20 protein-coding genes are annotated in these 22,896 nt (G+C 60.8%); 8 read left to right on the top strand and 12 right to left on the bottom strand.

Annotated features, from left to right (window positions below; translation table 11 throughout):
- Window positions 1-368 precede the first annotated feature (368 nt).
- The 4 genes from E0D86_RS19130 (at window position 369) to E0D86_RS19115 (ending at window position 4,237) form a co-directional block, all read left to right on the top strand.
- Window positions 369-2,729, top strand: coding sequence for a DNA polymerase II (locus tag E0D86_RS19130; RefSeq protein WP_131651636.1), 2,361 nt, complete (start codon window positions 369-371; stop codon window positions 2,727-2,729).
- Window positions 2,730-2,855: 126 nt separating this feature from the next.
- The gene (locus E0D86_RS19125; RefSeq protein WP_131651635.1) at window positions 2,856-3,257 is read left to right on the top strand and encodes an MbcA/ParS/Xre antitoxin family protein; all 402 of its coding nucleotides are present in this window, start codon (window positions 2,856-2,858) and stop codon (window positions 3,255-3,257) included.
- Window positions 3,257-3,937: an RES family NAD+ phosphorylase gene (locus E0D86_RS19120; RefSeq protein WP_131651634.1), complete on the top strand. Its 681-nt coding sequence runs from the start codon at window positions 3,257-3,259 to the stop codon at window positions 3,935-3,937. The genes E0D86_RS19125 and E0D86_RS19120 overlap by 1 nt, the downstream gene beginning before the upstream one ends.
- Window positions 3,938-4,027: 90 nt before the next feature.
- Window positions 4,028-4,237, top strand: coding sequence for a DUF3079 domain-containing protein (locus tag E0D86_RS19115; protein WP_131651633.1), 210 nt, complete (start codon window positions 4,028-4,030; stop codon window positions 4,235-4,237).
- Between the two features lie 31 nt (window positions 4,238-4,268).
- Here E0D86_RS19115 and E0D86_RS19110 read toward each other — a convergent pair whose 3' ends face one another.
- From E0D86_RS19110 to E0D86_RS19085, 6 genes are read right to left on the bottom strand one after another with little or no spacing between them, the layout of a single operon-like run.
- Window positions 4,269-6,233 carry a response regulator gene (locus E0D86_RS19110; RefSeq protein WP_131651632.1) on the bottom strand — a complete coding sequence of 655 codons (1,965 nt, stop codon included), beginning with the start codon at window positions 6,231-6,233 and terminating at the stop codon, window positions 4,269-4,271.
- The gene (locus E0D86_RS19105; protein WP_131651631.1) at window positions 6,223-7,095 is read right to left on the bottom strand and encodes a sensor histidine kinase KdpD; all 873 of its coding nucleotides are present in this window, start codon (window positions 7,093-7,095) and stop codon (window positions 6,223-6,225) included. The genes E0D86_RS19110 and E0D86_RS19105 overlap by 11 nt, the downstream gene beginning before the upstream one ends.
- On the bottom strand, window positions 7,088-8,098 hold the full coding sequence (locus tag E0D86_RS19100) for an ATP-binding protein (protein WP_131651708.1): 1,011 nt from the start codon (window positions 8,096-8,098) through the stop codon (window positions 7,088-7,090). The genes E0D86_RS19105 and E0D86_RS19100 overlap by 8 nt, the downstream gene beginning before the upstream one ends.
- Entirely contained in the window at window positions 8,095-8,499 is a 405-nt protein-coding gene (locus E0D86_RS19095) for an anti-sigma regulatory factor (RefSeq protein WP_131651630.1), read from the bottom strand. Before E0D86_RS19095 ends, E0D86_RS19100 begins: the two co-directional genes overlap by 4 nt.
- Window positions 8,496-8,858, bottom strand: coding sequence for an STAS domain-containing protein (locus tag E0D86_RS19090; RefSeq protein ID WP_131651629.1), 363 nt, complete (start codon window positions 8,856-8,858; stop codon window positions 8,496-8,498). The genes E0D86_RS19095 and E0D86_RS19090 overlap by 4 nt, the downstream gene beginning before the upstream one ends.
- Window positions 8,858-9,709, bottom strand: a complete 852-nt coding sequence (locus tag E0D86_RS19085) for an STAS domain-containing protein (protein WP_131651628.1) — start codon at window positions 9,707-9,709, stop codon at window positions 8,858-8,860. Before E0D86_RS19085 ends, E0D86_RS19090 begins: the two co-directional genes overlap by 1 nt.
- Before the next feature lie 457 nt (window positions 9,710-10,166).
- Between E0D86_RS19085 and E0D86_RS19080 the strand changes: the two genes are divergently transcribed.
- Window positions 10,167-12,287, top strand: a complete 2,121-nt coding sequence (locus tag E0D86_RS19080) for a bifunctional diguanylate cyclase/phosphodiesterase (RefSeq protein ID WP_131651627.1) — start codon at window positions 10,167-10,169, stop codon at window positions 12,285-12,287.
- Between the two features lie 5 nt (window positions 12,288-12,292).
- On the opposite strand, the gene E0D86_RS19075 is transcribed toward E0D86_RS19080, so the two are convergent.
- The gene (locus tag E0D86_RS19075) at window positions 12,293-12,970 is read right to left on the bottom strand and encodes a TIGR04211 family SH3 domain-containing protein (protein WP_131651626.1); all 678 of its coding nucleotides are present in this window, start codon (window positions 12,968-12,970) and stop codon (window positions 12,293-12,295) included.
- Between the two features lie 302 nt (window positions 12,971-13,272).
- The gene (locus tag E0D86_RS19070) at window positions 13,273-13,581 is read right to left on the bottom strand and encodes a hypothetical protein (protein WP_131651625.1); all 309 of its coding nucleotides are present in this window, start codon (window positions 13,579-13,581) and stop codon (window positions 13,273-13,275) included.
- A 305-nt stretch (window positions 13,582-13,886) separates the two neighbouring features.
- Here E0D86_RS19070 and E0D86_RS19065 point away from each other — a divergent pair, with 305 nt between their 5' ends.
- Complete coding sequence (locus E0D86_RS19065) at window positions 13,887-14,213, top strand: hypothetical protein (RefSeq protein WP_131651624.1); 327 nt, start codon at window positions 13,887-13,889, stop codon at window positions 14,211-14,213.
- Window positions 14,214-14,244: 31 nt separating this feature from the next.
- Here the strand turns inward: E0D86_RS19065 and E0D86_RS19060 are convergent, their stop codons facing one another.
- The 4 genes from E0D86_RS19060 to nirB all read right to left on the bottom strand — a co-directional run bounded on the left by E0D86_RS19060 (window position 14,245) and on the right by nirB (window position 19,856).
- Entirely contained in the window at window positions 14,245-15,966 is a 1,722-nt protein-coding gene (locus E0D86_RS19060) for a bifunctional protein-serine/threonine kinase/phosphatase (protein ID WP_131651623.1), read from the bottom strand.
- 44 nt (window positions 15,967-16,010) lie between these two features.
- The gene (locus tag E0D86_RS19055; RefSeq protein ID WP_131651622.1) at window positions 16,011-16,826 is read right to left on the bottom strand and encodes a formate/nitrite transporter family protein; all 816 of its coding nucleotides are present in this window, start codon (window positions 16,824-16,826) and stop codon (window positions 16,011-16,013) included.
- Window positions 16,827-16,905: 79 nt separating this feature from the next.
- Window positions 16,906-17,283, bottom strand: coding sequence for a nitrite reductase small subunit NirD (gene nirD, locus E0D86_RS19050; RefSeq protein WP_131651621.1), 378 nt, complete (start codon window positions 17,281-17,283; stop codon window positions 16,906-16,908).
- Window positions 17,283-19,856 carry a nitrite reductase large subunit NirB gene (gene nirB / locus E0D86_RS19045; RefSeq protein WP_131651620.1) on the bottom strand — a complete coding sequence of 858 codons (2,574 nt, stop codon included), beginning with the start codon at window positions 19,854-19,856 and terminating at the stop codon, window positions 17,283-17,285. The genes nirD and nirB overlap by 1 nt, the downstream gene beginning before the upstream one ends.
- Before the next feature lie 630 nt (window positions 19,857-20,486).
- Between nirB and E0D86_RS19040 the strand changes: the two genes are divergently transcribed.
- Both E0D86_RS19040 and E0D86_RS19035 read left to right on the top strand, forming a co-directional pair.
- Window positions 20,487-21,311 (top strand): aldo/keto reductase family oxidoreductase, encoded by an 825-nt coding sequence (locus E0D86_RS19040; RefSeq protein WP_131651707.1) that lies wholly within the window; start codon window positions 20,487-20,489, stop codon window positions 21,309-21,311.
- Between the two features lie 177 nt (window positions 21,312-21,488).
- Window positions 21,489-22,829 carry an esterase-like activity of phytase family protein gene (locus E0D86_RS19035; RefSeq protein ID WP_131651619.1) on the top strand — a complete coding sequence of 447 codons (1,341 nt, stop codon included), beginning with the start codon at window positions 21,489-21,491 and terminating at the stop codon, window positions 22,827-22,829.
- Window positions 22,830-22,896 lie beyond the last annotated feature (67 nt).

Genomic DNA, 22,896 nt, shown 5'->3' with positions numbered 1-22,896 from the left:
GCAGCCCATACCCGCGAAATACAGATTGCGCGGATCGGGCGAACAGCGAGTTGCTAGCGGTTCAGACGAGGTGGGCTGTGTGCGTAGAGAAACTGAGACAGGAGCGTTTCCGGTTTCGGCATTAACGAAGGGGACATGGTGGATCCATTGTTATTGTTTGGCTTGAGTCATCGTACAACTTGGATGAGTATTGTTAACCTTTTTAAGGTTGTCAAAGTAGAGACGCATTAAACAGCGGTTTCTAGCAGCCCTGCTTACCGAATGCCTACCCCTGTCATCGTATGACTTTCTCGGCTGCCGTTCCTCGCGCCTGTCCAGGCAATGCCACGTAGAATGAGCGCTTACGAGATAAATGGGGATGGCAAACGGTGGATTCACAGCAGGGCTTCGTCCTGACCCGGCACTGGCGCGACACGGCGGCCGGGACCGAGGTGGAGTTCTGGCTGGCGACCGATACGGGGCCGCGTCGGCTCCGCGTGCCGTATCAGCCTTCGGTTGCGTTCATTCCGGCGGCGCAACAGCGCAAGGTCGAACTGCTGCTCAAGGGCGAACGCGACGTCGAGCTGCGGCCGTTGAATCTGACCGATTTCCGTCATCGTCCGGTGCTCGGGTTCTATTGCAAGCAGCATCGGCAGCTGATGAATCTCGACAAGCGCCTGCGCGCAGCGGGCCTCGACGTCTACGAAGGTGATATCCGCCCGCCGGAGCGCTATCTGATGGAGCGCTTCATCACCGCGCCGGTCAGCTTCATTGGCCAGCTGGATGCCGCAGGCGTGCTGGTCGATGCGCAACTCAAGCCGGCACCGGGTTACCGGCCGCAGCTGAAGCTGGTCTCGGTGGACATCGAAACCACCATGCGTGGCGAGCTGTATTCCATTGCGGTGGAAGGCTGTGGGCAGCGTCAGGTCTATATGCTCGGGCCGGCCAACGGTGACGCCAGTACGGTGGATTTCCAGCTGGAATACTGCGACAGCCGCAAGCAACTGATCGAGCGGCTGAACGACTGGATGGCGTTGCATGATCCGGATGCGATCATCGGCTGGAACCTGGTGCAGTTCGATCTGCGGGTGCTGCGCGAACAGGCTCAGCGTTATCAGGTGCCGCTGCGGCTGGGGCGTGGCGGCGAAGAGATGGCCTGGCGCGAGCATGGCAGCCGCAACAATCATTTCTTCGCGGCGGCGGCGGGGCGGTTGATCATCGACGGCATCGAGGCGCTGCGCTCGGCGACTTGGAGCTTCCCCTCGTTCAGTCTGGAAAACGTCGCGCAGACGCTGCTCGGCGAAGGCAAGGCGATCGACACGCCGTACCAGCGCATGGATGAAATCAACCGCATGTTCGCCGAGGACAAACCGTCACTCGCGCGCTACAACCTCAAGGACTGCGAGTTGGTCACGAGGATCTTTCACGAGACCGAAGTGCTGACCTTCCTGCTCGAACGCGCCACGGTCACCGGTCTGCCGGCTGATCGCAGCGGTGGCTCTGTGGCCGCGTTCGAACATCTCTACATTCCGCTGATGCACCGCCAGGGCTTCGTCGCGCCCAATCTCGGCGAGCGCCCGCCCGAAGCCAGCCCCGGCGGTTTCGTGATGAATTCGCAACCGGGCCTGTACGAATCGGTGCTGGTGTTGGATTACAAGAGCCTTTACCCGTCGATCATTCGCACTTTTCTCATCGACCCGGTGGGACTGGTCGAAGGCATGCGGCACGAGGGTGACGATTCGGTGCCGGGCTTTCGCGGGGCGCGTTTTTCTCGAACGCGGCATTGCCTGCCGGCCATCGTCGAGCGTATCTGGGAAGGGCGCGAAGCGGCCAAGCGCGAGGGCAACAAGCCGCTGTCGCAAGCGCTGAAGATCATCATGAACGCCTTCTACGGCGTGCTCGGTTCCAGTGGTTGCCGCTTCTTCGATCCACGTCTGGCCTCGTCCATCACCTTGCGCGGGCACGAGATCATGCGCCGCACCCGCGAGCTGATCGAGGCCGAGGGCTACAGCGTGATCTACGGCGATACCGACTCCACCTTCGTCTGGCTCAAGCGCGCCCACGACGACGAGGACGCGGCACGCATTGGCAAGCGCCTGGTGCAGCGGATCAACGCCTGGTGGCGTGACCATCTGCAACAAGAGTACGGCCTGCAAAGCGCCCTGGAATTGCAGTACGAGAGCCACTTCAAGCGCTTCCTGATGCCCACCATTCGCGGCGCGGAGGAGGGCAGCAAGAAGCGCTACGCCGGGCTGGTCACGCGCCCCGATGGCAGCGATGGGCTGGTCTTCAAAGGACTGGAAACGGTACGCACCGACTGGTCGCCACTGGCCCAGCAATTTCAGCAGGAGCTGTACCGGCGCATCTTCAATCGCGAGCCCTATCAGGATTACGTGCGCGACTATGTACGCCGCACGCTGGCCGGTGAACTGGACGAGTTGCTGATCTTCCGCAAGCGATTGCGTAGACGGCTGGATGATTACGATCGCAACGTACCGCCACATGTGCGGGCTGCGCGGATCGCCGATGACTACAACCTGCAGCAGGGCCGCCAGCGGCAATACCAGAACGGCGGCTGGATCCAGTACCTGATCACCGTGGCCGGGCCGGAGCCGCTCGAAGTGCGGCGCGCGCCGATCGACTACGACCATTACGTGACCCGCCAGCTGCTGCCGATTGCCGATGCGATCCTGCCGTTCGTAGGTGACAGCTTCTCAGCGCTGATTGACGACCAGCTCGGATTGTTCTGAGTTGCGCTCTATCGTGATCACAGCAAGCCAGTTTTATGGTCAGTTATACATATATGTATTTAATAGTTGAAATAATACATATGCGTAGTAATCTGTTGGCTATGCGATAACCAGGCAGAAGTAACGATGAAAACCGAACAGGCAACCAGCAAGCCGGACATCCATTCACCCGATGCGGGGCGAGTTGCGCTGACGTTCTTCTTTAACCTCATGCAACTGTGGGAGTGCAGCGCCGAGCAACAGCGTGTTCTGCTCGGTTCAGTGGGCAATACCACCTATTTCAAGTACAAGAAGCTCCCCGAAGTTCGTTTACCGCGCGATACGCTGGAGCGGATTTCCTATCTGATGGGCATCCACAAGGCGCTGCGGATCATCTTCAGCAATCAGGCGGAGCGCGCGTACGAATGGGTGCACAAACCCAATGACGCCGCGCCATTCAATGGCATGAGCGCGCTCGATTACATGCTCGGTGGGCAAGTGGTCGATCTGGCGGACGTACGTCGTTATCTCGACGGGGTTCGTGGCTGATGGCGTGGCAGGAGGTTCTGCCGGCCTGGCGGCGGGCGTATCGCATCATCAATAGCTCGTTTCCGCCGTTGACGGTGTTCGAAGACACGCTCAGCCCGGAGGATCTGGAAATTGCTTTTGCGCTCGAGGCCATGACCAACGACCGATTGCGCGAAGAGGCGGGGCTATTGCAGCGCGTGGCGCCCGGTGACCGAGTCAGCGGGCCCGGCTCGACGCCGGTGATGGCAGCCTTTACCCATATCGGCAATGTCAGTCGATTCAGCGATGGCAGTTACGGTGTCTATTACTGCGCCAGTTCCATCGATGCGGCTATCGCCGAAACCAAGTTCCATCTGGAGCGTTTCCTGGCGGCCACGCGTGAGGCGAATGTCGAAATCACCATGCGCGCGTATGTGAACAAAATCGTCAAGCCGGTGGTCGACGTGCGCGCCATGCCCGAGTTGCATCAGCCCGATCCGGCCGCCTATGGCAACAGCCAGGCATTCGCCCGCGAACACCGTGACGGCAAGGTCTGGGGCCTGCTTTACCGAAGCGTGCGGCTGGACGGACATGAGTGTGTCGCTGCCTTTCGCCCGCAAACGGTCTCGCTGCCGGTGCAAGGCCCGCATTTTCGCTACGTGTGGGATACGCGTGCCGGCGCGATCACCCACATTCTGCAGATCAGCGAGGTGCTGGTTTGAGCCTCAGCTGGGCGTTGTTGATCATGATCAAGTCCGCGCGGGGAATGGCCGAGTAGCCTGAGCGCTCAGCTAGCGCACAGAGGCCCGAACATGGCCAAGAAATTCCCGATGAATCCTCCACACCCCGAACGCATCTGTTGGGGCTGCGATCGCTATTGCCCGGCGGACTCGCTCGCCTGCGGCAACGGTGCCGGTCGTACCCAGCACCCGGCGGAAATGATGGGGGACGATTGGTACCTGTACGGCGATTGGGGTTTCGATCTGATCGCGACTGACAAACCGGACGAAAAGGCGGGTTGAGCGACCGAGCGAGTCGTTTCTGGTTTGTCGCCTAGTTACGATTGAGCCGATTCGCCGAGGCCGTATCGAGCACTCGGCGCACCTTGGCAAGTAGCTCGCTGATTTGAAACGGCTTGACCACCATATCCATACCTTCGGCCAGAAAACGGTCGCGGCGCACCGCATTTTCCGCATAACCGGTCATGAACAGCACCGGCAGGGCGGGACGATGAGTCCGCGCAACATCGGCTAGCTCGCGCCCCGAGAGTTGCGGCAGGCCCACATCCGTCAGCAGCAGATCGACGCTTGGATCGTCCTGCAGCACCGACAACGCCGTCGCGACATCTCCTGCCTCGCTGCACCGATAGCCCGCTTCGTTGAGCATCTCGAGCACCAGCATGCGCACTGCCGGCATGTCTTCGACGACCAGTACGTGTTCGCTGTTGCCCTTCGGTCTGTCGTCGATGGATGCGGTGATGTGTTCGACTTCAGTAGCCGCCGGCAATACCAGGGTCACTTCGGTGCCTTGGCCGACGACACTGTCGATTCGCGCCTCGCCACCCGACTGACGGGCAAAGCCATAGATCGAGGAAAGGCCCAGCCCGGTGCCCTGGCCGAGCGGCTTGGTCGTGAAGAAGGGGTCGAATACCTTGCCGATGACCTTTGCGGGAATCCCGGTGCCATCGTCCTTCACGCTCAGCGCGACGTAGTCACCGTCGGCAAGTTCGGTATTGCCTATGGATCGCATGGATGTCGTGCGAATAACGATGTTGCCGCCTTCAGGCAACGCATCTCGCGCGTTAATGACAAGATTCAGTACAGCGCTTTCCAGCTGATTGGCATCTACTTGTGCAATCGCACCGTCTTTGCAGAGATCGAGCTTCAACACGATGCGCTCGCCAATGGTGCGCTGCAACAATTCTTCGAGGGAGCGGATCTGGTCGTTGATGTTGGCGGGGCGGGCATCCAGCGGCTGCTGGCGGGCAAAGGCCAGCAGTCGATTGGTCATTGAGGCAGCGCTACGCGCGGAACTCAACGCAGAGTCAGCGAAACGTAATACCGCATCGCTGCGGCCTTCCTGAAACCGCTGTTTGAGCAGTTCGATGCCAGTGATGATTCCGGTCAGCAAGTTGTTGAAGTCATGTGCGATGCCTCCGGTCAGCTTGCCCAGGGCGTCCATCTTTTGTGCCTGCATCAGCTGCGCTTCGGTGCGCACACGTTCGGCTACCTCGCGTGCGAGTTCGCTATTCACGCTGTCGAGTTGTTGCAGTTGCGAGCGTTCGCGTTCGCGTTGCTCGGTGACGTCCTCGACGAACACGAGGCCAAGGTCGACGGCGCGATAGGGCGAAACCTGCCATTTGGTTTCACGCAGCTGACCGGCGACGTGCATGCTCAGCGTGCCCTGCCAGCGAGCACCGCTGGCCAGGCTCTGTCGAAGCTGCTGCAGCTTGTCTTCTTGGTTATCGGCAAGGCGGGCGCGCAATGCTGAAGCATCGTCCCGATTTCCCAGCAGTAGTTCGAATGCCGGGTTGCATTCATGGATTTGCAGCTGCGCATCGATCACGGCAATCGGTGCGGCCACGTTAGTGAATATCTCCCGAAATCGCGCTTCGCTTTCACGCAGCGCCTGCTCGGTGTCACGAACGCGCAATAGCGTGCGCAGCGTGGCGAGCAGCACATCTGGGTCGACCGGATGAATGAGGTAGGCATCCGCACCGGCATCGAGCCCGGTGATGATGTCCCCGGTCTGGATCGACGCGGCAGAGACATGAACGACGGGCAACAACTGCGTATGTTCGTCTGCACGCAGCTGCCGGACAATATCGAAACCGCTCATGTCGGGTAGGTTTACGTCGAGAACCAGCGCATCGATTGCTTGATCGGCGATAAACGTCAGGCCTTCGTAGCCGGTCCCGGCTTCGAAAACTTCGTAGCCGTGCTGCTCCAGCACCCGGCGTATCGCGTAACGCGTCGCGGCGTTGTCATCGACTACCAACAGTTTGCACTTACGCTCCATCGACCGGCTCCGTGGTAATAGACAGAGGAATGATGACGAAGAAGGTCGAGCCGACACCCGGAGTGCTTTCCACCCCGACGCGCCCACCGAGCAGTTCGGCGAACCGCTTGCACAGCGACAGTCCCAGACCGGTGCCGCGCAGACGCTTCTGCAGAGGCGTGTCGATCTGCACGAAATCTTCGAACAGGTTGCCGTGCAGGTCGTGCGGTATGCCGATACCGCTGTCGGTGACGGCGAAACAGACTTCGTGCTCGCCTTCGCGGCGTGCCGAAATACGTACTTCTCCGCGTTGCGTGAACTTCAATGCGTTGGAAATGAAATTTCGCAGAATCTGCGCCAGCTTCTTGTCATCGGTGTAGAGGCGCGGGATGTCCTGTGGCTCTTCGAAGATCAAGTCCACCGTCTCGGCATCGACGATGGGGCGAAACATGCCGCGCAACGCGGCGAACAGGTCGAGCATGTTGAACCATGCCGGTGAGATGGTGATGCGACCCGCCTCTATCTTTGCCAGGTCGAGCAGGTCGTCCACCATGTCGCTCAGTTCGGAGGCGGCGCCGCTGATGAACAGGACCTGCTTGTGCTGCTCCTCGCTCAGCGGGCCGTCAAGCTCGTCGCTGAGCAGACGCGTGATGCTGCGAATCGAGCCCAGCGGAGTGCGAAACTCGTGGCTCATGTAGGACAGAAAGCGGCTTTTGAGGTCGGAAGCCTGACGTAGCTGCTCGGCTTGAATGTCGAGTTCGGCATACAAAGCAAGAACGCCCTGATTGGTTTCGTCGAGCTCGGCGCGTAGCGACTCGTTCTCGCTGCGCAGCCGTTCCAGCTGGCTGAGGTCGGTATCGTTAACGCCGTTCGAATCAGTCACGCGTAGCCTCCAGAGCGATTACCAGAACGGTCGCATCGTCGCGTCCGCGACAATAATCACGGTGTAGTACCGTGGCAATGATGGCCGGGTGGCGGTGTGCCAGCCCCGGATAGTCGCGCAGATTCCAGCGAGATTGCAGGCCATCGCTATACATGATCAGCAGTTGAGCCCCCTCGACGGGATAGTCGAATGCACGCGCTTTGCGAAACTGCGAACCGACTATTCCAGGATGCGAGGCCAGGCCCCGACTCTTTTCCGCGTTGAGCAGGCTGGCGCCGATGTTACCAATCCCGGCAAAGCGCAATACCCCGAGGCGGGGGTCGAACAGCGCGACGGCTGCGGCGCCACCGCGGGTTCCGTTCATTGCCTGGTGCATATCGGCAATGCTGATTTCCGGCTCGGCGAAAGGCTCAGCGGCAAATACGCTGGCACCACATTTACCGGCATGCTCCGCCTCTTCGCCGTGGCCGATGCCGTCGATTACCAACGCGCTGATTCGCTGCCCGTCGATAGCCACATGCCAGACATCACCGCATGCGGGATCGTTATTGAGTGAATGTTGGCTGACGCCGAAGCGCACAGGCAGCGCTGCAACGCCGCGTCGGAATAGCTGTACGAGTACGACCGATCCTTTGTGATCCGAGTAGGCGTCGAAAACCTGCGCCTGGCGCATCAGCGCGCCCAGCCCTGTGCCTTGCGTGCCGCCAGTGGAAAAACCATCGGCCAGGCACTCGTTGAGTGTGAAGCCTGGCCCTCGATCCACCGCAACGATCTCGACACCGCTTCCGGTTTCTGCAGCGATCGAACGCAGGTGCAGGGCGCCCTGGCCGGCATGCTTGAGCAGATTGGTGGCGAGCTCGGTAGTTGCCAGGGCCACGCGTCCGGCATCGGTTTCGTCGAAACCCAGGTCCGAGGCCAGGCGCTGCGCAACGCGGCGGGCATGGCCTACCTGGCTGCTGTCTTCGATGGGTAGCACCTGCGTCAGCGAGCCGGGGATATTCATGCCCATCGGACGATACTGATTCGGGTACCGATGCCTGGAGTACTGTCGAGTTCGAACTCGTCCACCAGCCGTTTCGCGCCGGTCAATCCAAGACCGAGCCCACCGCCGGACGTCCAGCCATCGGTCATGGCCAGCTTGATGTCGGGTATCCCGGGGCCTTCGTCACGGAACGTCAGGCGAATCCCGGTACGGGCGCTTTGCTCGATCAGCTCCCAGTCCATATCGCCACCGCCGCCGTAGACAACGGTGTTACGGGCCAACTCGCTGACTGCGGTTACCAGCTTGGTCTGATCGATCAGGCGCATGCCGCAATCCTGTGCGATCCGGCGGACCGCCTGACGCGCCAGTACCACATCCTGTTCGATGCGTACCGGCAGGCTGCCACTGGCGCGCACGGTCATTTATCGGCCATCCGTCGGTGCAGCAGTTGCATGCCTTTTTCGACATCCAGCGCCGTACTGACGCCCTGCAGGGTCAGGCCCAGTTCGACCAGCGTGATCGCGACGGCCGGCTGCATGCCGACCACAACGGTCTCGGCGTCCATGATGCTGGAGAGGCCGGAAATCGAGCTGATCATGCGGCCGATGAACGAGTCGACCATGTCCAATGCGGAAATATCGATCAATACGGCTCGGGCCGAAGTCGCGCTGATGCGTTCGGCAAGGTCGTCCTGCAGGGTCATGGCCAGCTGGTCGTGCATGTCGACCTGAATGGTGACGAGCAGGAAGTCACCCATTCGCAATATAGGGATGCGTTCCATCACACCGCCTTGGTTACAGTCAGGCCGGAGCGGCGCAAGGCCAATGCCAGTGCGTCGGCGAGGGATGCTTTGGTGACGATGCCCTGTAAATCGAGGCCGAGGTGAACGATGGTCTGAGCGATCTGCGGGCGCACGCCGCTGATGATGCAGTCAGCGCCCATCAGGCGGATGGCCGTGACGGTCTTGAGCAGATGTTGCGCCACCAGGGTATCGACAGTAGGCACGCCAGTGATGTCGATGATGGCGATTTCCGATCCTGTGTCGACGATGCGCTGCAGCAACGACTCCATCACGACCTGAGTCCGCTGCGAATCCAGAGTGCCGATCATAGGCAACGCCAGTACGCCATCCCACAGTTTGACGACCGGCGTTGAGAGTTCCAGCAGTTCTTCCTGCTGGCGCTTGATCACCGCCTCGCGGGACTTCTGGTAAGTGCGCACGGTATACAGACCGAGGTCGTCGATCAGTTCGGACAATGCCCAGAGCTGCTCGGCCAGCAGCGCCGGCTCGTCGGCGTATTCGCTCTGCAACAATGGCATCAGCGGGCGTTTGAGCGAAAAAATGAAGCCTGCGGTCTGCTGTGAATCGAAACCCAGCTGCACCCGGCTATTAGACAGTTTTTCCAGGTACTGACGCATCTCGTCCCAGCTGGCTGCCTTGACGTCACCCGACTCGGTTCTGCTGGCACCGGCGATCAACAGGCGAATGAATTCTTCCGTTTGCTGGCGAAAATCTTCGGTTTTGATAGTGCGGTACAGGCCGCTGGATTCCAGCTCGGCAGACCATTTGGTGAGCAGCTCTGACTGATTGCTGGCGATGACGTTGAATGTGCGTTGTTGCAATAGAGCCATTGGCGCTGATTCCTGAGTAGACGCATGCTGGGGGACGGCTGCGCATGCGGATATGATTCGAATGAATTGTTGACGTTCCGGCTGACGCGAGGAGTTTTGCCTCAACGTTTGAACCGCAGCGATCCTATTTGCCGGACCCTTCGAAACGCCGAATAGCCCGCATTTCGCCTCAAGTTGTGCACTGGGTCAAGAATTTTACACCCCTGATCCTGAGCGGATGACTGGGTGTGGCTGTGCAAAACGCAATATGGACTTAAGGGGGGTACCGAGGCCTCTCACCTTGCCAGCGAATGTCGATTGGCATAACGACCTACAGCAGCAGGGCTTGCATCGGTCTGACCGGCGCTATCCGTTCGGCGGATATGTGTTGTCCGCTCTTCAGAAAACGTCCTAGCGAGCGATGAACTGGCATAGCGACAAAGTCAGTACAACGCAGCCCTTCGCAGGAACCCAAACCATGCTGGTTGGTAGCTATAACGAAATCCTGGTGTTCTTCTCGTTCCTTGTTGCTGTACTTGCGTCCTACACCGCGCTCGACATGGCGGGGCGCGTTGCGACCGCTCAAGGTCGTGCGGCGCGCCTATGGTGGATCGGTGGCTCGTTTTCCATGGGGCTGGGTATCTGGTCGATGCACTTTGTGGGCATGCTGGCCTTCAGTTTGCCGATTCCGCTTGGCTACGACCCCTTGATCACCACGGCCTCCCTGGTCATCGCAATCGCGGCGTCTGCCCTGGCGCTCTGGCTGGTGTGCCAGCAGACGCTGCCCTGGCTGCGGCTCGCGCATGGCGCGGTTCTGATTGGCTGCGGTATCGCGGTCATGCACTACAGCGGCATGGCGGCGCTGCGAATGCAGCCGGGCATCGTGTATGACATGGGATGGTTAAGCGCTTCGGTGGCCGTCGCCATCCTGGCCTCGGCCGCTGCGCTCTGGCTCGCATTTCGCCTACGCGCGAATGTTTGTCGCGTACGGTTATGGCGGGGTATCGCCGCAGTGATCATGGGGCTCGCGATCGCTGGCATGCATTACACCGGCATGGCTGCGGCGAGCTTTCCGGACGGGAGCTTCTGCGGCGCGTCCAATACCGGTCTGGATACCAACTGGCTGGCTCTGTTGGTGATCATGCTGACGCTGGCGGTCCTGGCAATCGCGCTGATCGTCTCGATACTGGACGGCCGCATGCAAAGCCGTACCTCGTTGCTGGCCAGTTCGCTGGAAAAGGCCAACAGTGAGCTAATCCAGCTCGCCCTGCATGACAATCTGACCAGATTGCCCAACCGTCTGTTGCTCGAAGATCGGCTAAGTCAGGCGCTCAAGGTTGCCCAGCGGGAGTCGTCCACCTTCGCCGTGATGTTCATGGACCTGGATGGCTTCAAGGCCGTGAACGATGCCTTCGGTCACCATATCGGCGATGAACTGCTGATGAGCGTTACCGAGCGGCTGCGCGCGTGCATTCGCGCCCAGGACACGCTGGCGCGGCTGGGTGGGGATGAGTTCGTGCTGCTGGCCGCCATCACCGGACCTGATGACGCCGCAACGCTGGCCGACAAGCTGGTGCAGTGCATCGATGAGCCCTTCGCGCTGTCCCGTTACCAGCTGCGGGTGTCGCTCAGCGTCGGCATTGCGGTGTACCCCAGCGATGGCGAAACCGAGCGCGACCTGCTGCTGCATGCCGATGCCGCCATGTATCACACCAAGAGTGCCGGCCGGAACGGCTACAGCTTCTTTGAAGCCTCGATGAACGCGAACGCGGCTGAGCAATTGCAACTGCTGCACGATCTGCGCATGGCTGAAGAGCGGAATGAGCTGCGCCTGCTTTACCAGCCGAAATTCGAAGTGCCGACCGGGGATGTGCAAGGCTTCGAGGCATTGCTGCGTTGGCAGCACCCGACGCGTGGCTTGCTCGCGCCCGACGTCTTTCTGCCGATGGCCGAGAAAACCGGCTTGATCATACCCATTGGAAAATGGGTGCTGGCCGAGGCGTGCCGCCAATTGCGCGAATGGCATCTTCAGGGGTTCAGCCATTGGAGTATCGCCGTCAACCTTTCAGCTGTGCAGTTCGAGCAACCGGGCCTGCTCGAGATGGTGGCCGAGGCGATCGACCGCCATTGCATCCCCGCTGCGAATCTGACCCTCGAAATCACTGAAACCGTAGCCATGCGAAACGCGGAAGCGACCATCGAAACCTTGAGGAGCCTCACCGATTTCGGCGTGAAAGCCTCCATCGATGACTTCGGTACGGGATATTCGAGTCTGCTTTATCTGAAGCGACTTCCAGCTAGCGAGCTGAAAATCGACCGTGCGTTCGTCAAGGAGATGAGCGTCGGTAACGAAGACTCAGTGATCGTCTCGGCGATCATTGCATTGGGTAAAGCGCTGGGCCTGGAAATTGTCGCGGAGGGCGTGGAAACGGCCGAACAGCGCGCGTTCCTCACCGAACTCGGTTGTGAAACGCTTCAAGGCTTTCTACTCGACAGGCCAATGCCCGCCGCGCAAATTCTCGAGCGCATGATGCAGGCAGGGCCGGGTTGGTCATCGTCCGTGGCAGGCGTCACGAAGCGGATATCCGAACCCGGTTAGGGGGGCTAGAACCAACGGTCGTTGCGCTTGCGCCCGCGCGTCATGGCCGGAATGATCAACCCGGCCAGCAAGCCCGCGCCGGCGATGCTGCCACCGTAAACCATGTAGCGCATCAGCACCTGATTGTTCTCGTCACCCAGCCGAGCCTGGGCGTCGCGCAGGTCCGACTCGGTAGCCGTGAGTGCTTCGTCGAGCGCTTTGCGGCGCGCTTCCAGCTCATCGATCAAGGCCTTGCGTGAGTCCAAGGTCTCTTGCATGCCTTGCACGCGGGCCTTCCAGTTGTCGTCGATTGTCTTCAATTCTTCACTGAGTTCGGCGACCTGCTGCTCGAGCTGCGGCAGACGCTCGGCCTGGCCGGGAATTTCTTGCAGATCACTGCTGCGGATCCAGACGCGATCGCCGTTCTCGCCGCGAACCTGGCTGTAGTCGCCCTGGGTATCGAGCAACTCGACTTTCTGCCCTGACGTAAGACTACCGACGATGCGATAGCCGTCGGTTGGGCCGCTGCGTACGTAGGTACTCAAGGTATCGCTGACCCAGCGATCGTTGGTCGCTTGCTGGGCTTGGGCCGGTGCGACGACGGCCAGCAGGGTGCCGAACACACCGACACGAACGACGCGGCTCTGAGTGGTCAACCAAGTAAAACGGGATAGAAGAGCGAGACGATGGCGAGATAAGGACATTGGCGGTCTTCGCGTTGAAAAATGAAGGCCCCGGTGAACGGGCCGAAAACAAACGACCCGGCGCTGGCGAGTTGACCAGCATGCCGGGATGGGCGAACAGCAGACGTACGGATGTGCCGATTGGGAGAATGTATTATCCCAGGGGTTGGGCACGTGACCCCCTGTAGGGCTGCAGACTGGACTGACAGCGGGACGCCCTGAGGGTTCATTAAATTTTCATCATTTCATGCAGTGCTTGGCGCGACCCAGCATGACGTTCGGCTCTGGCTTTAACCAAGCGGCGGGAAGGAGGCTGAACACCGTTATAGCCGCTCGACCGGATGTGCTTGGATCAACACCTGCTCCTGACGGAAGCGGGTTTCCAGCGAAGTTCGGTAGTCGCTCCACCAGGAGCGATTGAGTTCGGGCGCCAGCACTTCGTAAATGATCAGGTCGTCGCGCACGGCCGCGTTGTCATCCTCAAGCCACAATCCGTTGACTGGCGCGCGGGTGTGAGCGGTCAGGCCGCCGAACTGCTGCATGAGTTCGTCGCGCACCTCGGCGAACAGTGATTTAGGCAAGGCTTGCCCGTCATTGTCGTAAAGCGGGAGCAGTAGTTGGATCAGGTGCATGGGGCAGGTTCCAATGCGTAAGGGGATTTATCGTGTGCCGCCGGGACGGGATCGGGCCTCGCCGTCATTTAGTGAGCGGAACGGACAAGCAGCCAGACGCAAATCCAGCACTGTTCATCATCTGGCAGCCCATCGTGCGCGGACGTTCCGGCCAGGAGCCGAACGGCAGTCGTCCTTAGAGGTTCGATGGCCTGGAATCGCCGTCAAATACCCTACCAGCGGCGCTGTGGTCTGATAGGCGGAGACGAATTCACCGACGCAGCCGGACTCCAAGCTAGACAAAATTCGCTGGAGGAGCCTGAAAAATGGAATCGTCTAACCCCTCGGTAACCGCCTTGCAACAGGCTCAGGACATCACATCGCGCTGGTCGGACGGGGAGTTGGGGGCCGAAGAAGCGCAGCAAGCCCTCAAGGCCGTATTCGATAATTGGCAACCCGGCGTCCCTACGACCGAGGCCGAGCACGTTACGGAGGCGGCGCTGTCGGGCGCGCGGATCGCTTTTCAGGATTGGTTGCAGCGCGGCGAAAACTGCGAGGAGCTGGTCACCCAATTGCGCTGGATTCTCGACCCGTCGAAAGACGGTGTCACCGATCCTCAGCTCAACGTCTACGCGCCGCAGCGCTCCGAGTGAGGCGTCGCAACGGGCTGAAAGTTTGCAGACCTCAACGCACCATCAGCACAACCACCGTAATGGCCAGCACTAGCGAAACGCTTTTCCAGAACAGCACCGGATTGCGTTCCATCAATGGTGGCCGCGCCTTGTTGAGAAAGGCCTGATTAGGCTGGCGTAACTCGAAAACGAACTCCGACAGGTCCTCGTAGCGCTTGTAAGGGTCCGGGTGCAGTGCCTTGCGTAGCACGTCGTCGATCCAGGCGGGTACTTCACGGTCATGCTCGCGGATCGGGCTGTAGCTGAGCTTGTTCTGCGCTGCCCGAGTGCGACAACGGGAGACCGCGGTGCCGTAGGGCAGGTGGCCGGTGAGCATCTGATAGGTGATGACCGCCAGCGAGAACATATCCGAGCGGGGCGTGCCGCTTTCGCCGAGGAAGTATTCCGGTGCGGTGTATTGAGCGGTGCCGAGCAGATCGCCGCGTTCGATGGGTGACGCGATCTCCATGATGCCAGCGACACGGGTCGAGCCGAAGTCGATGATTTTCACCGTGCCGGTGGCGTCGATCATGATGTTCTCCGGCCGCAGGTCCTGATGCAGCATCTCCAGTCGGTGAAACGCGCGTAGCCCTTTGGCGATCTGCTCGACGATACCGCGAACCGTTTCCAGGTCCGGCCTGGGGTGGTCGATCATCCACTGGGTCAGCGTCTGGCCTTCGACGAACTCGGTCACGCTATAGAGAAAGTTGCGCTTGCGGGTCTGCAGGCATGGCTTGGCCACGTGGGCGCTCTCGATGCGCCGCGCGACCCATTCTTCGGTAAGAAAGCGTTCGAGGTATTGCACGTCCCGCTGCAGGTCGATCGATGGCGTCTTTATGATCACCGGCGTTTGGTTGTCGTCGTCGGTCGCCAGGTAAACATGACTGCGGCTACTGGCGTGCACTTCGCGAACGATGATGTAGCCGTCGAACCGGGCTCGCGCCTCCAGGATGGGCGGGAAGGGCAGTTCAGTGAGTTGCAGGTAGAGTTCGTCCGCCGCCCTGATCGGCAGCTCGTCGATACGCAGTATCTGAAGCGTGAGGTTGTCGTCGCTGCCCTGTTCCAATGCCTGGACAACGATTTCCCGCGCGGCTGCATCGAGATCGTCCGGATTATCTGCGATGGCCTGAAGCATCGACGACGCGCTGACGAATTCGTACACGCCATCGGTCGCGAGAATAAAGGTGTCGCCCACCTCGACCTGTTCGGCGCGGTAGTCCAGTTCCAGTTGTGAATGAATGCCCAACGCCCGGCTCAGGTAACTCTTGTTTTCCGAGACCCACATGCGGTGATCGTTGGTCAACTGCTCCAGGGCATTGCCCTGGACGCGATAGATGCGTGAGTCGCCGACATGGAAAAGGTGCGCGGTGGTCGACTTGATGACCATGGCGCTGAAGGTGCAGACGTAGCCGCGGTCCTTGTCGTAGCTGTACTGGCTCTGCTGACTTTGCGCGTGCAGCCAGGAGTTGGTTGCCATCAGCACACGTTGCGCCGAGGTCTTTACCGTCCAGGCGTCGGAGGTGCAGAAATAGTCGGCAAAGAAGCCGGTGACCGCCGATTCGCTGGCGATATGACTGACGGCGCTGCTGCTGATGCCATCCGCAAGCGCGATGGCGATGCCTTTGCTGCTCAGCTGCGGTTCTTTAGGAATGTAGGCGCCGTGGAAATCCTGGTTGCTTTCCTTGCGTCCCTTGTCGGTGTGTTGGCCCACCGAGACCTTGAGTTGGCTGTTCATGGCATGTAGCAAACCCCGGTCGCACCGGGGTTTGCCGTCATCTATCAGCGCACCAATGCGCGTTTGGCGCCCGTCTTGACGTGAGTGGTGTAAAGCGTCAGACCAGTGAAGGCCAGACCGCCGACCAGATTGCCCAGCGCCGTGGGGATCTCGTTCCAAAGCATGTAATCCATGATCGAGAAGTCGCCGCCCATGATCATGGCGGAGGGGAACAGAAACATGTTCACCACCGAGTGCTCAAAGCCCATGAAGAAGAACAGCATGATGGGCATCCACATGGCGATGGCCTTGCCGCCTACGGTCGTGGAAATTATTGCCCCGACCACACCCATCGAGACCATCCAGTTGCACAGCATCCCGCGCAGAAAGATGGTGAACCAGCCGGATGCACCGAATTCGGCGTACCCCAATGTGCGAGCTTCACCGATGGTGGAGATTTTTTCTCCGATCGGACCCGGATCGGTGGAGAACCCGGTAGTGAACATAAAGGCCATCATGAACGCGACCAGCAGCGCCCCGGCAAAGTTACCGACGAACACCAGCCCCCAGTTGCGCAGCACACCGTTAACCGTTACGCCCGGACGCTTGTCCAACAGGGCCAATGGAGCCAGGACGAAGACGCCGGTGAGCAGATCGAAGCCCATCAGATAGAGCATGATGAAACCGACTGGAAACAGCATGGCGCCCACCAGCGGAGAGCCGGTTTGTACCGTGACGGTCACGGCGAACACGGCGGCCAGCGCCAGGATCGCACCGGCCATAAATGCTCGGATCAAGGTGTCCCGCGTGGACATAAAGATTTTCGACTCACCGGAGTCGACCATCTTGGTAACGAATTCCGAAGGAACGAGATAGGACATTTCTGATTCTCTGGTTGTGTTGGCAAAGCAGGGCTGACCCTGCCGTTGGCGTATCGCTACTCGTTGTGTCGGGCCGCAGTCAGGCGGCGGCGATTTCCACCGCATCGCCGTTCAGGCGCACCGGCCAGACTTGCAAATGCTGTTCTGGATATTCCAGGCAGCTACCATCAGCCAGGCGGAAGTGCTGCTTGTACAGCGGCGAGGCGATCACCAAATCGCCCTTGAGCTGGCCGAGAATTCCGCGGCCAATGACGTTCGCGCCTGATTTCGGGTCCTTGTTGGCGATGGCGAAAACCTGCTCGCCGGTCTCCGTTTCAGGCAGGTGAAACAGCGCCACCTGTTCGCCGTCCAGCCAGGCGACCACGCCTGAATTGGCGACCAAATCGCGGCGGCTGCACAGCGCCCGCCAGCTGGCGGATTTACTCGGTTGCATGCGTACAGCGTTGGGCTGGCTCATCAGAGCACCTCCTCGGTTACGGGAATCAGGTGGAGTTCGGACACGTGCACCGGACGGCGCTGGCCACGTTCCTTGACGAAATGGATGTCCGGGTCGCCGCGCTGGTCGTTGACGAAGGTGCGGAAGCGCTTGAGCTTTTCCGGGTCCTTGATGGCGTTGGCCCATTCGCATTCGTAGCGGTCGACCACCAGCTGCATCTGCGCTTCAAGCTCGGCGGCGAGATTCAGGCTGTCACCGATGATGACTTCCTTGAGGTAGTCGAGGCCGCCTTCGAGCGACTCGCGCCAGACCGAGGTGCGCTGCAGCTTGTCCGCGGTGCGGATGTAGAACATCAGGAAGCGGTCGATGTAGCGGATCAGGGTTTCGTCATCAAGATCGGTGGCGAACAGCTCGGCATGGCGCGGACGCATGCCGCCGTTGCCGGACACATACAGGTTCCAGCCGTTCTCGGTGGCGATCACGCCGATGTCCTTGCTCTGCGCCTCGGCGCATTCGCGGGTGCAGCCGGAGACGCCGAACTTGATCTTGTGCGGCGAGCGCAGACCTTTGTAGCGGTCCTCCAGACGCAGCGCCATGCCGACGCTGTCCTGCACGCCGTAGCGGCACCAGGTGCTGCCGACGCAGGATTTCACCGTGCGCAGGGACTTGCCGTAGGCGTGACCGGTTTCGAAGCCCGCTTCGATCAGCTCGCCCCAAATGTCGGGCAGCTCGTGTAGCTGTGCGCCGAACAGGTCAATGCGCTGGCCACCGGTGATCTTGGTGTAGAGGTCGTATTTCTTGGCAACGGCGCCAAGCGCGATCAGCTTGTCCGGCGTGATTTCACCACCGGCGATGCGCGGCACCACCGAGTAGGTGCCGTTCTTCTGCATGTTCGCCATGAAGGTGTCGTTGGTGTCTTGCAGCGGGATCATGCCTGGATCGGTGATCGGCTGATTCCAGCAGGACGCGAGAATCGAGCCCACCGCCGGCTTACAGATATCGCAGCCGGTGTGGCCGCGGCCGTGCTTGGCCAGCAGCTCTTCGAAGCTGATGATGCCCTCGACGCGGACAATCCCGTACAGCTCTTGGCGGGTGTGGGCGAAGTGCTCGCACAGACTTTTGTCCACCTCTACGCCGCGAGCGGTCAATTCATGCTCGAAGACTTGCTTGAGCAGCGCGCTGCAACCGCCGCAGCCGGTGCCGGCCTTGGTGGCGGCTTTCAGTTCGCCAAGGTCGGTGATACCGGCATCGACCTGGCAGCACACCGCGCCCTTGGTGACGTTGTGGCAGGAGCAGATGGTAGCGGTGTCGGGGAGGGCGTCCGCGCCGAGCGTTGGTGCGCCATCGGACAGTGGCAGGATCAGGCTGGACGGATCGGTCGGCAGCTTGATGCCGTTCTGAGCATACTGAAGCAGGGTGTCATAATAACTGTTGTCGCCGATCAGCACGGCACCAATGACGCGCTTGCCGTCTTCGGACAGCACAAGGCGGCGGTAGCTGGCGTTGGCTTCGTCGATGAAACGATAGCTTTTGGCGCCCGGCGTCGCGGCATGCGCATCGCCGATGGAGCCGACATCGACGCCGAGCAGTTTGAGCTTCGTCGACATGTCCGCGCCGCTGAAAGGCTGGTGCGGTTCGCCAGTGAGCAGGGCGGCGACGTTGCGCGCCATGGTGTAGCCCGGCGCAACCAGGCCGAAGACCATGCCGTTCCAGGAGGCGCATTCGCCGATGGCGAAGATCGACGGGTCGCTGGTGCGGTAGTCGGCATCGATCACCACGCCGCCGCGCGGTGCGATTTCCAGTTCGGCGCTGCGGCCGAGCGCATCCTGCGGGCGGATACCTGCAGAGAAGACGATCAGGTCGGTTTCCAGCCACTCGCATCTACCATCAGCGCCACCGTTGAAGTTCATCCGGTAGGCGTATTCCTCGCCGATGACGATCTCCTGCGTGGCGCGCGACAGGTGTACCCCGACGCCTAGTGCCTCGATACGGGCCTTGAGCGCGGCGCCGCCTTCCTCATCCAGCTGGACCGGCATCAGACGCGGGGCGAACTCCACCACATGTGCTTCGAGCCCAAGAGACTTGAGCGCATTGGCCGCTTCCAGGCCGAGCAGACCGCCGCCGACCACGACACCACGCTTGGCGTTGCTGGCGGCGGCGCGGATGGCATCGAGGTCATCAAGGGTGCGGTAGACCAGACGCGAGTTGCCTTCGGCACCCGGAATCGGCGGTACGAACGGGTAGGAACCGGTCGCCAGAATCAGCTTGTCGTAAGCCTGGCGGCCTTCGCTGGTGACCACTTCCTTGCGCTCGCGGTCGATCTCCAGCACCTGTACGCCGAGGTGAATATGCACGCCATGCGTGGCGTAGTAATTGGCGTCGCACATCGCCAGGGATTCGGCATCGCGGCCGCCGAAGTATTCGGACAGATGCACCCGGTCATAAGCGCGCTGGCGCTCTTCGCCGTACACATGCAGTTGGTACTGGCCCAGAGCACCGCGCTCGATCAGTTGCTCGACGCAGTGATGACCCACCATGCCGTTGCCGATGACGACCAGCGTTTCACTCTTGATCGGGGTAACGATTGCGTTCATGACCGGTTCCTCCGTCGATGCCGCGTTGCGGCGCCGTCGTACAAAAACAAAAAAGGCGCCTGGAGCTGTCGGGCAGCTCCAGGCGCCTTTGCCTGGTAATTCAAGAGTTGTGGGGGTGATGAATCGAGCGTCGTTGCCCGTAGCACCCGTCCCGTGCCTTTCGCGGCTGATGGTCATCGTTGACCGGCGGGAGGCTCTGCCGAATCGGTCGGCAGGCTTTGCATGTGGCATAGCAGGTTGCGTGCCAGCGACGGGTGAGATGTCAGGGCGGAGAGAGCCGCTGCCAAAGTGTTGGTGGGCTGAAGCCCACCCTACGGCACTGGAAGGCTCATGTAGGGTGGGCTTCAGCCCGCCGATAGCGCTAACGGCAGACACGTCAGGTTCCGCTTGCCAAAGCGCGGCGCTGACCCACAAGGGTGCGGTGCTCGCTTCACGTTCCCTTTTTTGGGGCGATACGCAGAGCGTTGTCATTTCGGCCGAGCTAACCTGGAGCGGATTCGAACCTTGCGCTGCGGGTTCGGTCAGTACCCACCTTAAAGCACTGCAGCCTAACCGCTGTTACATGTCCAATATCCGGTCAATCGTGGAGATCACTTGAACAAGGTCGTCGAACAACCCCTGTTGCTGGGCATGATGCGTCTGATGCAATACCCCGACCTGGCGCAGCCGAAAGCATTGCTGAGCTTTCTCGAGCGCTGCGTCGAGCGTGGCGTGAGCGCTTTCGATCACGCTGACATTTATGGCGGCGGCGAATGCGAGGCGCATTTTGGTGCCGCTTTAAAATTACGCCCGGCGTTGCGCCAGCAGATTCAGTTGATTGGCAAGGCCGACATCGTGCCGGCAGCGCAGGACAGGTCGCGCTGGGGCGTCAAGCATTACAACACCCAGGCTGCGTATCTCACCGAGGCGGTCAAGGGTACCCTGAAGCGCTTGGGTGTCGAGCGCCTGGACGGCTTCCTGCTGCATCGGCCGGACCCTTTGCTGCAGGTCGATGAGGTTGCCCGGGCGCTGAACGACCTGGTCGGCAGCGGCAAGGTTGGTTGGCTCGGCGTATCCAATGCCGAGTTGCTGCACTGCCAAACGCTGGCGCGCGAACTGCCCCTGCGCTGCAACCAGATCGAGTTGTCGCTGCAAGCCCAGGAGACCGTATGGGACGGGCGCCTGCATGCCATGGAAAGTGAGGGCCTGCATGTGCTGGCATGGTCACCGTTGGCAGGTGGCCGTTTCAGCCCGGCGCTACAACAGGCGCTTGAAGAGGTCGGCGCGGCATCGGGCGCTACTGCCAATCAGGTCGCGCTGGCCTGGTTGCGCAAGCTGCCCGGCAAGCCAGTGCCCATCCTCGGCAGCCTGCGTTGGGATCGAATCGAGGAAGCCCTGGAGGGCGCCGAGCTGCGGCTGGATACTCAGGCCTGGTTCTATCTCGCTCAGGCGGCACGTGGACATGAGGTGGCCTGAGACGCCAGCTTGAGACCGAGTTGCATCGTGCAACTGAGTGGTCTAGCGTCAGCTTGCCGACGCTGCGTCAGTTTTAGCCATATTCCTGACACAGTCGCTTCCTAAGGTTGTTCTCCGATGCCAGAGCGTCGTGCATGTCGCGCGGCGCTGGCTCCGACCGGATGGAGACACTGACTCATGCGAATCCCGAAGCCGCTGGTCGTGGCGCTTGCCGCTGCGATCTCCGCCCCTGCGATGGCCGCCAGCAACACCCTGGTAGGCTGGGCGATGATGCCCGCCGACACCTTTTCCGACGGTCCGACATCGGGTCAGATGACCAGCGCCAACCCTTACGGCACCTTTGCGCCACCGTATGAGAATCGCCAGCCGGTGCAAGGCTTTTCCGCAGTGCTGCCGGGCGCGGATGAAAACAGCTTCATATTCATGACCGACAACGGCTTCGGTGGGCAGACGAACTCCGCCGACACGCTGTTGCGGCTCTACAGCGTGCGGCCCGATTTCCGTACCGCCAACGGCGGCAGCGGCAAAGTCAGTGCGAGCGACTATCTCAGCGGTGCGCCACTGGCTCGCTTCACCCACACGTCGCGCCTCACGCTTAACGACATCAACCAGAAGCTTGAGCTGCCGATCCAGGCCGATTACCGCTTTTATTACAACGACGGCTCCAAGCCACGCGTCGACAGTGCAATCGATTTCGGCCGCATGCTGACGGGCGCTGACCTGGACATCGAGTCGGTGCGCCGAGACAAGAATTGCGCGATGTGGTTTGGCGACGAGTTCGGGCCATACCTGATCAAGACCGATGCGTCGGGCACCGTCACTCGCAGCGCCATCTCACTGCCCGGTGTCTACGCGCCGCAGCATGCCGATGTGGTAGCGGGGCGAGCAACCGCCAACCTGGGCGGGTCCGGCGGTTTCGAAGGCATGGCGATCAACCCTCGCGGGGACCGGTTGTACGCGCTGCTGGAAAAGGCCGTCAGCGGTGATGCGGCCGGTACCTTGCGTATCAATGAGTTCGACATTGATCAGGAGCGCTACACCGGTAAGGTGTTCTTCTACCGCCTGCAGGAACCCGAACACGCCATCGGTGACATGACTGCGATCGATGAGACGCGATTCCTGATCATCGAGCGCAACAACGCGACCGCCACCAACGGCGCTCCGTTCAAGAAAATCTACCTGATCGAAACCCGCGGTGTCGCCAGTGGCGGGGAAGTGCGCAAGACCGAAGTCGTCGACCTCATGCAACTGGCCGATCCCGATGACCTGAACGGCGACGGGCAACGGGCATTCACCTTTCCCTACGTGACCATTGAAAGCGTGTTGCCGCTGGATTCCCGCACCTTGCTGGTGACCAACGACAACAACTTCCCGGGCGGCGGCGGGCGAGCCCTGGCGGCGGACGTGACCGAGTTTCTGAAGATCCGCCTGGCTAATCCGATTCCTGGCGTCCGTCCGCCGCAGCAGGCCAGAGATGCTCGCCGTTGCGATGTGTCGGCTGGGCTGAGCCAGGGCTGATTTGGTTTGAGGCGTAGGCGAGGGCTTACCTGAAGACCAAGCAGCGCTCAACAACAACTGTCCGGCG

Source organism: Pseudomonas sp. IC_126 (assembly GCF_004331835.1).
Classification (GTDB): domain Bacteria; phylum Pseudomonadota; class Gammaproteobacteria; order Pseudomonadales; family Pseudomonadaceae; genus Stutzerimonas.
The sequence above is the reverse complement of the archived record's forward strand: the minus strand, read 5'-3'. Positions and strand labels throughout refer to the sequence as shown.

Bases quoted from the DNA above. Each gene is read 5' to 3' on its own strand.
- E0D86_RS19125 (WP_131651635.1), top strand. From the start codon at position 2,856: ATGAAAACCGAACAGGCAACCAGCAAGCCGGACATCCATTCACCCGAT.
- E0D86_RS19120 (WP_131651634.1), top strand. From the start codon at position 3,257: ATGGCGTGGCAGGAGGTTCTGCCGGCCTGGCGGCGGGCGTATCGCATC.
- E0D86_RS19115 (WP_131651633.1), top strand. From the start codon at position 4,028: ATGGCCAAGAAATTCCCGATGAATCCTCCACACCCCGAACGCATCTGT.
- E0D86_RS19110 (WP_131651632.1), bottom strand. From the start codon at position 6,233: ATGGAGCGTAAGTGCAAACTGTTGGTAGTCGATGACAACGCCGCGACG.
- E0D86_RS19100 (WP_131651708.1), bottom strand. From the start codon at position 8,098: ATGAATATCCCCGGCTCGCTGACGCAGGTGCTACCCATCGAAGACAGC.
- E0D86_RS19095 (WP_131651630.1), bottom strand. From the start codon at position 8,499: ATGACCGTGCGCGCCAGTGGCAGCCTGCCGGTACGCATCGAACAGGAT.
- E0D86_RS19090 (WP_131651629.1), bottom strand. From the start codon at position 8,858: ATGGAACGCATCCCTATATTGCGAATGGGTGACTTCCTGCTCGTCACC.
- E0D86_RS19085 (WP_131651628.1), bottom strand. From the start codon at position 9,709: ATGGCTCTATTGCAACAACGCACATTCAACGTCATCGCCAGCAATCAG.
- E0D86_RS19080 (WP_131651627.1), top strand. From the start codon at position 10,167: ATGCTGGTTGGTAGCTATAACGAAATCCTGGTGTTCTTCTCGTTCCTT.
- E0D86_RS19075 (WP_131651626.1), bottom strand. From the start codon at position 12,970: ATGTCCTTATCTCGCCATCGTCTCGCTCTTCTATCCCGTTTTACTTGG.
- E0D86_RS19070 (WP_131651625.1), bottom strand. From the start codon at position 13,581: ATGCACCTGATCCAACTACTGCTCCCGCTTTACGACAATGACGGGCAA.
- E0D86_RS19065 (WP_131651624.1), top strand. From the start codon at position 13,887: ATGGAATCGTCTAACCCCTCGGTAACCGCCTTGCAACAGGCTCAGGAC.
- E0D86_RS19060 (WP_131651623.1), bottom strand. From the start codon at position 15,966: ATGAACAGCCAACTCAAGGTCTCGGTGGGCCAACACACCGACAAGGGA.
- E0D86_RS19055 (WP_131651622.1), bottom strand. From the start codon at position 16,826: ATGTCCTATCTCGTTCCTTCGGAATTCGTTACCAAGATGGTCGACTCC.
- nirD (WP_131651621.1), bottom strand. From the start codon at position 17,283: ATGAGCCAGCCCAACGCTGTACGCATGCAACCGAGTAAATCCGCCAGC.
- nirB (WP_131651620.1), bottom strand. From the start codon at position 19,856: ATGAACGCAATCGTTACCCCGATCAAGAGTGAAACGCTGGTCGTCATC.
- E0D86_RS19040 (WP_131651707.1), top strand. From the start codon at position 20,487: ATGATGCGTCTGATGCAATACCCCGACCTGGCGCAGCCGAAAGCATTG.
- E0D86_RS19035 (WP_131651619.1), top strand. From the start codon at position 21,489: ATGCGAATCCCGAAGCCGCTGGTCGTGGCGCTTGCCGCTGCGATCTCC.